Genomic DNA, 10182 nt, shown 5'->3' with positions numbered 1-10182 from the left:
ATCGTCGAAGTGCCGCACAAGAAACGCGGCACGTATCTGACGGTAGGCAGTCCGATCAAGTTCTCGGACATGAAGCCGGAAGTGACCGCGTCGCCGCTGCTCGGTGAACACACGGATGAAGTGCTGGCGAGCCTCGGCTACAGCAAGCAGGAAATCTTCAACCTGCACGAAGTCAAGGCCGTTTGACGGCGCAAGCAGGTAGAACTAGACGTATCTGAAGTTTCATTTTCGGAGCCTGCATGGACGGCGCGCGAGGCGGGCGCCGTCTGCACTTGAACCGCCGCTTTTTTCAAATTCCGGTTTCGCTATGCAAACAGCCATTGATTTCGAGCAACTGGTCGCAGCCGTCGGCGATGCGATCATCATTTCGGATGCCAAAGGAAATATCACGCTATGGAATCCGGCCGCTGAGCGCATGTTTGGTTTCAACCAAAGCGAGACGCTGCTGCATTCGCCGGAACATGAGTTGACCGGGATCGTTTCGGTGATTCGCGATGAAACCAGCCGCTTCCAGGAGGAGCGCAATCTGCGCAAACGCATGGCCGAACTGGAAGCCCGAGCGGGAGCGTAACGCAACGCCAGCCGTGTCGATCCGGTTGACTTTCTCTTGTGACGATCTATCAGGAGGCATCCGATGCACGTCGAAGTACTTGGACAATATCGGCTCGAGTTGTCCGCGATGCAATTGATCCACAACGGCGGATGGACCGCCTACGTGGCGATTCGCACGGCCGAAGAAAATCATCCGGCGCAACCCGATCTCCTGCCGTACCAGCAGGTCGTCGACGAGGCCGTCTTTGAAAGCGAGGAAGCTGCCATCGCCGGCGCGCGTCGCGTGGCGCTGGCGCTGCTCAGTCCGGCAACCCGGTAGCCCGGGCGTGCGGGGCGGGTACGGATCAATACAGGGAGACGTGAGATGGGCAAAGCATTGGAGGATGTGCGGATCCTCGACTTCACGCACGTGCAATCGGGGCCGACGTGCACACAGTTGCTGGCGTGGTTCGGCGCGGATGTGATCAAGGTGGAGCGCGCCGGTGCGGGCGATGTCACGCGGGAGCAACTGCGCGATATTCCTGATGCGGACAGCCTGTACTTCACGATGCTGAACCACAACAAGCGCTCCGTTACGATCGATGCGAAGAACCCGGAAGGCAAGCAGGTTCTCGAAGCACTGATCCAGAAATGTGACGTGCTGGTGGAGAACTTCGCACCGGGCGCGCTCGACCGGATGGGCTTCACGTGGGAGCGGATCCAGGAGCTGAATCCGCGCATGATCGTCGCGTCGGTCAAAGGCTTCGGCCCCGGCCCTTATGAAGACTGCAAGGTCTACGAGAACGTCGCGCAATGCGTGGGTGGCGCGGCGTCGACCACCGGCTTCGACGACGGTCCGCCGGTTGTCACCGGCGCCCAGATCGGCGACAGCGGTACCGGGCTGCATCTTGCGCTCGGCATTGTGACCGCGCTTTATCAGCGAAAAACGACAGGGCGTGGTCAACACGTGCTCGCGGCGATGCAGGACGGCGTGCTGAACCTGTGCCGCGTGAAGCTGCGTGACCAGCAGCGCCTCGAACGCACCGGCGTCATGCGCGAATATCCGCAACATCCGAACGGCACCTTCGGCGAAGCGGTGCCGCGAGCGGGCAATGCGTCGGGCGGCGGCCAGCCGGGCTGGATTCTGAAGTGCAAGGGCTGGGAAATGGACCCGAACGCGTACATCTACTTCATCACCCAGGCGCCGGTGTGGACCAGGATCTGCAACGTGATCGGCAAGGAGGAGTGGGCCACCGATCCGAACTACGCGACGCCCGCCGCGCGCCTGCCGCATTTGAAGGAGATCTTCGCCGAGATCGAGCGCTGGACCATGACCAAGACGAAGTTCGAGGCGATGGAAATCCTCAATAAGTACGACATTCCGTGCGGCCCGATCCTGTCGATGAAGGAGATCGCCGAGGAGCCGTCGCTGCGCAGGACCGGCACGATCGTCGAGGTCGATCATCCGGTGCGCGCCAAGTATCTGACGGTCGGCAATCCGATCAAGCTGTCGGACAGTCCGACCGAGGTCACGCGCTCGCCGCTGCTGGGTGAGCACACTGACGAGGTGATGGCCGAACTCGGTTACCACCCGGATCAGATCGCACATTTGCATGCGGTCGGTGCGATATGAGCGCATAGACGAAACCTGGCCGCGCATCCGACGCGCCGCAGTACGCCGTACAAGACATCGCCGCGCGACCGGCCTGATCGGTCGCTTCATTGCAGCAAAAAAAATCGCAGGAGACATTTCGATGAAATCGTGGATACGTTTTCGGCTCGCCCATGGCCGGATTGGTTTCGGCGTGCTGGAAAACCATCGCGTCACTGAATACGAAGGGGACATGTTCGGTGACGCCGTCCCAAGCGCCAACGTCCTGAGCGTCGATGACGTGACGCTGCTCAATCCATGTGTTCCTACCAAGGTGGTCGCGTTGTGGAACAACTTCCGCGCGCTGTCGGAGAAACTCGGCAAGGCCGCGCCGTCCCATCCGCTGTTTCTGATCAAGCCCTCCACTTCGGTGATTGGCCCGGGCGAACCCATCCAGCGGCCGCAAGCCTACGCCGGCAAGATCGCCTACGAAGGGGAACTCGCGATCGTGATCGGCAAGCGCTGCCGCAACGTCCCGGTAGACGAGGCGAACGACTACATTTTCGGTTACACGTGCATCAACGACGTGACGGCGGCCGAACTCCTGAACGAAGACCCTAACTTTGCGCAATGGTGCCGCTCGAAGGGTTTCGATACGTTCAGTTGCATCGGTCCTGCGATCCAGCGTGATTTCGACTGGCGGAATGCGCACGTCGTGACGCGGCTCGACAACGTCGAGCGGCAGAACTATTCGCTGTCGGACATGATCTTTTCGCCCGCCGAACAGGTGAGCCGGATCTCGCACGATATGACGCTGTTGCCCGGCGACGTCATTGCAATCGGCACCTCGATTGGCATCGGCTCGATCAAGGACGGCTCGACGGTCGAGGTATCGATCGAAGGTATCGGCGTGCTGTCGAACACGCTGTCATCGGGGGCCTGACATGGCGATGACGATTGCAGTGCCGCGCGAAGTCCGCGCGGGCGAACGCCGCGTCGCGGCGACGCCCGAAACCGTCAGCCAGTTGCTGAAGCTCGGTTTTGCGGTGAACGTCGAAGCGGGCGCGGGCCTTAGGGCGTCATTCGACGATAACGCGTATCGCGCGGCCGGCGCACAGGTGGTCAGCGACACCCGGGCGTTGTGGGCCGATGCCGATATCGTGATCAAGGTGCGCGCGCCCGAACTGAATCCGGCGCTCGAGGCCGACGAAGCGACCTTGCTGAAAAAAGGCGCGATGCTGATCAGCTTCATCTGGCCCACGCAGAACCCGGTGCTGCTCACGCAGCTCGCCGACGGCGGCACGAGCGTGTTGGCCATGGACTGTGTGCCGCGCATTTCGCGCGCGCAGAAGCTCGATGCGCTCAGCTCGATGGCAAACATGGCCGGTTACCGCGCGGTGATCGAAGCCGCGCAGCATTTCGGGCGCGTCTTCACCGGACAGATCACCGCTGCGGGCAAGATGCCGCCCGCAAAGGTGATGGTGATCGGCGCGGGTGTCGCCGGGCTCGCTGCAATCGGTGCGGCGCGCGGCTTGGGCGCGATCGTGCGTGCGTTCGACACACGTCCTGAAGTCGAGCAGCAGGTCGAAAGCATGGGCGCCGAGTTTCTCAAGCTCGATGTCGAAGAGGAAGGCAGCGGCTCCGGCGGCTACGCGAAGCAGATGAGCGCGAAGTTCATCGAAGCAGAGATGGCGCTGTTCGCCGCGCAGGCGAAAGACGTCGACATCATCATCACCACCGCGCTGATTCCGGGCAAGCCGGCGCCCAAGCTGATCACCGCGGCGATGGTGGAGGGCATGCGGCCGGGCAGCGTGATCGTCGACATGGCCGCGGAGCAGGGCGGCAACTGCGAACTGACGCAGCCCGGCGAGGTGGTGTCGGTCAAGGGCGTGACGATCATCGGCTACACCGATTTACCGAGCCGGATGGCGACGCAATCGAGTCAGCTTTACGGCACCAACATTCGCCATCTTTTGACCGATCTGACGCCGCAGAAGGATGGTGTGGCCCGCATCGACATGGATGACGACGTGATGCGCGGCGCGACCGTCGTGTATCAAGGCGCTGTCAGCTGGCCGCCGCCCCCGCCGAAACAGGCCGCGATCGCCGCGCATCGGCCGCCGCCCGAGAAGCCCGCGGCGAGCCCCGTCGATCCCGAGGAACAAGCGGCCGCTGCGGCTCGCTCGCGGTACACATCGCTCGTCTTGCTGGCGATCGCGGCGTTCGCGCTGCTCGCGCTCGGCGCGGTCGCACCGCCCGCATTCGTCGCGCACCTGACGGTGTTCGTGCTAGCGGTGTTCGTCGGCTACCAGGTGGTCTGGAATGTGACGCCGGCGCTGCACACGCCGCTGATGAGCGTGACCAACGCGATCAGCGGAATCATCGTGATTGGCGCGCTGCTGCTACTCGGCACGCCGAATGTGCTGGTAACGGTGCTGGGCGGCGTCGCTTTGCTGGTTGCCACGATCAACATCGCGGGCGGGTTTCTCGTGACCCAACGCATGTTGAAGATGTTCCAGCGCAACTAAGGAGTGGTCATGCTGAACGGAATCGGCAACATTGCGTATTTGGGCGCGAGCACGCTGTTTATCCTGAGTTTGCGCGGACTGAGTCATCCGACGAGCGCGCGCCGCGGCAATCTGTATGGCGCGGCGGGCATGCTGATCGCAGTCGTTGCGACGCTGATCATCGCACAGGGCGCGGGGATCGAAGTCGTATTGGCGGCGGCCGTGATCGGCGCAGCGGTCGGCGCGCTGCTGGCGCGGCGGGTCGAGATGACCCAGATGCCGCAACTGGTCGCGATATTGCATAGCTTTGTCGGGCTGGCCGCGGTGCTGATCGGCTTTACCAACTATCTGATGCCGGCCGGCGAGTTCGGCGGCGCGGAGCGGGTGATTCACCTGTCCGAGATTTATCTTGGCGTGTTTATAGGCACCATCACGTTCACCGGTTCGATCGTCGCGTTCCTGAAGCTGCAGGGCACGATTAGCGGCAAACCGCTTGTGATACCGGGCCGGCATCTGCTGAACCTGCTTGTGCTGGTGCTGTGCGTGGCAATCGGCTACCGGTTTCTCTCGGTGCCGTCGGGCGCGGAAGGCATCGGGGCATTGCTCGTGATGATCGTGCTCGCCGCGGCGCTCGGTGTGCATCTGGTGATGGCCATCGGCGGCGCGGACATGCCGGTGGTCGTGTCGATGCTGAACAGTTACTCAGGTTGGGCCGCCGCGGCCACGGGCTTCATGCTGAGCAACGACCTGTTGATTACGACCGGCGCGCTGGTCGGTTCGAGCGGCGCGATCCTTAGCTACATCATGTGCCGCGCGATGAACCGCAGTTTCATCTCGGTGATTCTCGGCGGCTTCGGCGCGGCGAGCGGAACGAGTTCGGCGGATATCGCGGGGGAGGTGGTGGCGACCAGCGTCGACGAAGTCAGCGCGATTCTGCGCGACGCCTCCGAGGTCATCATCGTGCCGGGCTACGGGATGGCCGTGGCGCAGGCGCAGACGACGATCAGCGAAATCACGCGCAAGCTTGACAGTCTCGGCGTGCGGGTGCGTTTTGGCATCCATCCAGTCGCCGGACGCTTGCCGGGCCACATGAACGTGCTCCTTGCCGAAGCGAAGGTGCCGTACGACATCGTGCTCGAAATGGATGAGATCAACGAAGACTTCACCAACACGGACGTGGTGCTCGTGATCGGCGCAAACGACATCGTGAACCCTGGTGCGCTCGAAGATCCGGGCAGTCCGATTGCGGGGATGCCGGTGCTCGAAGTGTGGAAAGCGCGCACGGTGGTCGTGTCGAAACGCAGCATGGCGACCGGTTATGCGGGCGTGGACAATCCGCTCTTCTACAAGGACAACACCCGGATGCTGTTCGGCGACGCGAAGGGCAGCGTCGACGCATTGCTCAGACAACTTGACGCTTGACCGGCTGTTGCCGCGCTCGCTCGCCCGCCACCTCACCTTACTGACCCGTTATGATCCGCCTACGCAAAGCAAAGATCGTCGCGACCCTCGGCCCCGCGACCTCCGATCTCGAAACGATTACCCAACTTTTTCACGCCGGCGCCGATGTATTCCGGCTGAATTTCAGTCACGGCTCGCACGAGGACCATCGGCGGCGCTATGAGCTGGTTCGCGAGGTCGAGCGTGCTTCGGGCCGGCCCATTTCGATTCTGGCAGACATGCAGGGACCGAAGCTGCGCGTCGGCCCGTTCGCCGAGGGCAAGGTGATGCTCGTGACGGGCGCCGAATTTGCGCTCGACCGGAACCCGGCGGACGGCGACGTCAATCGCGTATGCCTGCCCCATCCGGAACTCTTCGACGTCGTCGCCGCCGGCCAGTCGCTGCTGCTCGATGACGGCAAACTGCGCCTGGAAGTGCTCGACAATGACGGCGAGCGGATCCGTACCCGCGTATTGCACGGAGGAACGCTGTCGGATCGAAAAGGAGTGAATGTTCCCGACGCGATTCTGCCGATTCCCGTGCTGACCCAGAAAGACCTGATCGATCTGGAATTTGCGTTGTCGCTCGGCGCCGACTGGATTGCGCTGTCGTTCGTACAGCGTCCGGAGGATTTGATCGACGCGCGCGAATTCATTGGAGCGCGCGCCGGGCTGATGGTCAAGCTGGAAAAGCCGGCAGCGCTTGATCGGCTCGATGAGATCGTGAATGCGGCCGATGCGGTGATGGTCGCTCGCGGCGACCTCGGCGTCGAGCTTCCGCCCGAACGCGTGCCGGGCGCGCAGAAGCGCATTCTTCGATCCTGCCGCAGCCACGGCAAGCCGGTGATCATCGCGACGCAGATGCTCGAATCGATGATTTCAGCACCGGTGCCCACGCGCGCCGAGGCATCGGACGTCGCGACGGCGATCTACGATGGCGCGGATGCCGTCATGCTGTCTGCGGAGTCGGCCAGCGGCGGCTTTCCTGTGCAGGCCGTGGCGATGATGGAGCGGATCATCAAGGAGGTCGAACATGATCCGCTCTACCGGAGCCTGCTCGATGCTCAGCATGAACTTCCGCTGGGCACCCCGGGAGACGCAATCTGCGCGGCACTGCGCGATGTCGCGCAGACCATCGCTGCGGTTGCGACGGTCACGTACACGACGTCCGGACACACCAGCCTGCGGGCCGCCCGTCAGCGTCCGGTCGCGCCGATTCTCAGCATCACGCCGAAGCTGTCGACGGCGCGGCGTCTTGCGCTGGTGTGGGGCGTGCATTCCACAGTCAGCCCTGACGTCGAATCGGTCGACGAGATGGTGAGTGCCGCGTGCAGCATCGCCGTGAGACAGGGCTTTGCAAATTCAGGCGACCCGGTGGCGATCGCGGCAGGCATGCCGTTCGGCGAATCTGGTACCACCAATTTGCTGCGAATCGCCAGAGTCTAGCCGACGCCGCACGCAAGGTGGAAGGGTAGCCGGAGATAAATGGCCGGAGCGCTTGCGATCGTGCGCGGGCGCGCTCGCAGCGACTGCAAAGTTTCGGGGAGGTATTAACGATAGCTAATATAACGCAGAAGAAACTTTAACTTTTGTTAATTGTTGAAGCCGCCCATCATGGTTCAATCGCCATGACAGTTCAGCCTTGACATGCAGGTGTTTTGATCAGGCAAGCAAACAAGTCAATAGACGGAGACAGAGAACGTGTTACAGACTGACACAGCCTTCAGCGGCTATACGGCGCGGCGGCATAACCGCTGGGTCCAGCTGGCAGCCGGCATCGCCTGCATGGGTCTTATAGCGAACCTTCAATACGCATGGACCCTGTTTGTCATCCCGATGGACGCCAAACACCACTGGGGGCAAGCCGCCATCCAGCTGGCGTTTTCGATTTTCATCGTCACCGAGACCTGGCTGGTGCCTGTCGAGGGTTGGCTCGTCGACAAGTTCGGTCCTCGTCCTGTCGTCATCGGCGGGTCGATCTGCGCGGGTTTGGGCTGGATTCTCGACGCCTATGCGCCGAATCTGCCGGTGCTCTACGTCGCCGCCGTGATTGCCGGTATCGGAGCAGGATGCGTCTACGGCACCTGTGTGGGCACGGCGCTCAAGTGGTTTCCCGACCGGCGCGGTTTGGCCGCCGGTCTGACCGCGGCGGGCTTCGGCGCCGGCGCGGCGCTGACGGTGATCCCGATCTCCAACATGATCCAGAGCGCCGGGTACGAGCATGCATTTGTGTTCTTCGGCGTGTTCCAGGGTGTCTGCATCCTGCTGCTGGCAACCTTGCTGGTGCGCCCGAAGCCGCCGGCGCATGCGGCTGGGGTCAGGCGCATCGTCGCAACGAAGACCGATTACACGACGAAGCAGATGGTTCGCGCACCGCTTTTCTGGGTGATGTACGCCATGTTTGTGTGCGTCGCGGCAGGCGGCATCATTGCCACAGCGGAGATCGGTCCGATCGCGAAGGAGTATGGCTTTGCGGCTATGCCGGTCAGCGTGCTGAGCGTGACGTTGCCGCTGCTGACGATGACGCTGTCGATCAACAATATGTGCAACGGTTTCACGCGCCCGCTATGCGGTTGGATCTCCGACCGGATCGGCCGTGAGAACACCATGTTCATGACCTTTATCGGCGAAGCGCTGGCGCTGCTGGGGCTGATGCACTTCGGTCACAACCCGTACCTGTTCATGCTGTTTTCCGGGCTCGTGTTCCTGTGTTACGGCGATATTTTCTCGAATTTCCCCGCGACGTGTGCCGACACGTTCGGCGCCAAATACGCGGCGGGGAATGCCGGTACGCTTTATACCGCCAAAGGGACTGCCGCCATGCTAGTGCCTGTGGCTTCGCTGTTGTCCACGCACGGTGGATGGAACGCGGTGTTCATCTTCGTTGCGTGTATTTCCTTGATGGCCGGTGTGTCGGCGAAGTTCATCCTGTATCCGATGCGACGCCGCTGGATTCTGAACTCCGCTGCGCCCAGCACGGCACCGGAAAGCCGCTTTCGACCGTCGCCTCTCGGTTCGCACGAGTGAGCGCCGCTGAAGCAGTGCGTGTTCGGCGTGCAATGCGGGATCAGAACGTGAAGGCATCTCAGGGCCGCTCTGCAGGAGACTATCTTGGCCGATTCGAATGAGTTGATTGAGCGGCATATCCGCCGTGGTGGCTCCCTGCTTGCCGTGCTGCACGCGATCCAGGACGACGTCGGCTTCGTGCCGCCTGCCGCCGTCGCGCAGCTGGCGCGGGCGATGAACCTGTCGCGCGCGGAAGTGCACGGTGTCATCACCTACTACCATCACTTCCGCACGCAACCCGCGGCGCCCGTTACGGTGCACCTGTGCCGCGCCGAAGCATGCCGCAGCATGGGCACCGAGGCGCTCGCGCAGCACATCGAGGCACGCACGGGCTGCCGCTTCGACGCCGGCCATCGGAATGACGCGGCCGTGGGCCTCGAATCGGTGTACTGCCTCGGCCAGTGTGCGCTGTCGCCGGCGCTGATGATCAACGGCACGCTGCACGCGAAGGTTACGCCGCAGAAGTTCGACGCACTGCTTGATGCTGCTGAGGTCGCGCTCAGGGGCGCGCAACGTGCGGAGGAACCGGTATGACACGCATCTATGTCCCTCGCGATTCCGCGGCGCTCGCGCTCGGCGCGGACGCGCTCGCCGGTGCGATCGCTGACGAAGCCGCACGCCGCGGCATTGCAATCGAACTGGTCCGCAACGGTTCGCGCGGTTTGCTGTGGCTCGAACCGCTCGTCGAAGTTGCGACGGCTGAAGGCCGCGTCGGCTATGCGAACGTCGAAGAGAGCGACGTTGCCGCGCTGTTCGACGCCGGCTTTATCGAAGGTGGCGAGCACGCCCGCCGTGTCGGTGTGGTCGATGACATACCGTATCTGAAGAAGCAACAGCGCCTGACCTTCGCGCGCATCGGCATCACCGATCCGCTTTCCGTCGACGACTACGTCGCCCACGGCGGCCTCGAAGGGCTCAAGCAAGCATTGAAAACCGACGGCGACGCCGCCTGCGAAGCGCTGATCGAATCCGGCCTGCGCGGCCGCGGCGGTGCAGCTTTCCCCGCCGGCATCAAATGGCGCACGGTACGCGGCGCGAAAGCGGCGCA

9 protein-coding genes and 2 pseudogenes are annotated in these 10182 nt (G+C 62.8%); all 11 read left to right on the top strand.

The features are described from left to right. Positions 1-186 (top strand): annotated as a pseudogene (locus P3T25_RS48100) (formyl-CoA transferase); the annotation flags it as partial. 121 nt (positions 187-307) lie between these two features. Continuing rightward, positions 308-571: a PAS domain-containing protein gene (locus P3T25_RS48095; protein WP_154567565.1), complete on the top strand. Its 264-nt coding sequence runs from the start codon at positions 308-310 to the stop codon at positions 569-571. A 63-nt stretch (positions 572-634) separates the two neighbouring features. Beyond that, positions 635-871: a hypothetical protein gene (locus P3T25_RS48090; RefSeq protein ID WP_154567564.1), complete on the top strand. Its 237-nt coding sequence runs from the start codon at positions 635-637 to the stop codon at positions 869-871. A 45-nt stretch (positions 872-916) separates the two neighbouring features. Continuing rightward, the gene (frc, locus tag P3T25_RS48085) at positions 917-2164 is read left to right on the top strand and encodes a formyl-CoA transferase (protein WP_429364770.1); all 1248 of its coding nucleotides are present in this window, start codon (positions 917-919) and stop codon (positions 2162-2164) included. A gap of 121 nt (positions 2165-2285) precedes the next feature. Further along, on the top strand, positions 2286-3065 hold the full coding sequence (locus P3T25_RS48080; protein WP_154567562.1) for a fumarylacetoacetate hydrolase family protein: 780 nt from the start codon (positions 2286-2288) through the stop codon (positions 3063-3065). 1 nt (position 3066) lies between these two features. After that, positions 3067-4650 (top strand): Re/Si-specific NAD(P)(+) transhydrogenase subunit alpha, encoded by a 1584-nt coding sequence (locus P3T25_RS48075; RefSeq protein WP_429364767.1) that lies wholly within the window; start codon positions 3067-3069, stop codon positions 4648-4650. 9 nt (positions 4651-4659) lie between these two features. Continuing rightward, entirely contained in the window at positions 4660-6051 is a 1392-nt protein-coding gene (pntB, locus tag P3T25_RS48070) for a Re/Si-specific NAD(P)(+) transhydrogenase subunit beta (RefSeq protein ID WP_154567560.1), read from the top strand. Positions 6052-6101: 50 nt separating this feature from the next. Then, positions 6102-7514: a pyruvate kinase gene (gene pyk, locus P3T25_RS48065; protein ID WP_429364765.1), complete on the top strand. Its 1413-nt coding sequence runs from the start codon at positions 6102-6104 to the stop codon at positions 7512-7514. Between the two features lie 255 nt (positions 7515-7769). Continuing rightward, positions 7770-9095: an oxalate/formate MFS antiporter gene (gene oxlT, locus P3T25_RS48060; RefSeq protein ID WP_429364763.1), complete on the top strand. Its 1326-nt coding sequence runs from the start codon at positions 7770-7772 to the stop codon at positions 9093-9095. A gap of 69 nt (positions 9096-9164) precedes the next feature. Continuing rightward, complete coding sequence (locus P3T25_RS48055; protein WP_429364773.1) at positions 9165-9668, top strand: NAD(P)H-dependent oxidoreductase subunit E; 504 nt, start codon at positions 9165-9167, stop codon at positions 9666-9668. Further along, a pseudogene (locus P3T25_RS48050) lies at positions 9665-10182 on the top strand (formate dehydrogenase); the annotation flags it as partial. The gene P3T25_RS48055 and the pseudogene P3T25_RS48050, both read left to right, overlap by 4 nt.

Source organism: Paraburkholderia sp. GAS32 (assembly GCF_050434225.1).
Lineage (GTDB): Bacteria > Pseudomonadota > Gammaproteobacteria > Burkholderiales > Burkholderiaceae > Paraburkholderia > Paraburkholderia madseniana.
Note: the sequence above shows the minus strand (reverse complement) of the source record. Positions and strands in the feature narration are given on the sequence as shown.

Excerpts from the sequence above, each read along its gene's own strand:
- P3T25_RS48095 (WP_154567565.1), top strand. The coding sequence starts at position 308 with ATGCAAACAGCCATTGATTTCGAGCAACTGGTCGCAGCCGTCGGCGAT.
- P3T25_RS48090 (WP_154567564.1), top strand. The coding sequence starts at position 635 with ATGCACGTCGAAGTACTTGGACAATATCGGCTCGAGTTGTCCGCGATG.
- frc (WP_429364770.1), top strand. The coding sequence starts at position 917 with ATGGGCAAAGCATTGGAGGATGTGCGGATCCTCGACTTCACGCACGTG.
- P3T25_RS48080 (WP_154567562.1), top strand. The coding sequence starts at position 2,286 with ATGAAATCGTGGATACGTTTTCGGCTCGCCCATGGCCGGATTGGTTTC.
- P3T25_RS48075 (WP_429364767.1), top strand. The coding sequence starts at position 3,067 with ATGGCGATGACGATTGCAGTGCCGCGCGAAGTCCGCGCGGGCGAACGC.
- pntB (WP_154567560.1), top strand. The coding sequence starts at position 4,660 with ATGCTGAACGGAATCGGCAACATTGCGTATTTGGGCGCGAGCACGCTG.
- pyk (WP_429364765.1), top strand. The coding sequence starts at position 6,102 with ATGATCCGCCTACGCAAAGCAAAGATCGTCGCGACCCTCGGCCCCGCG.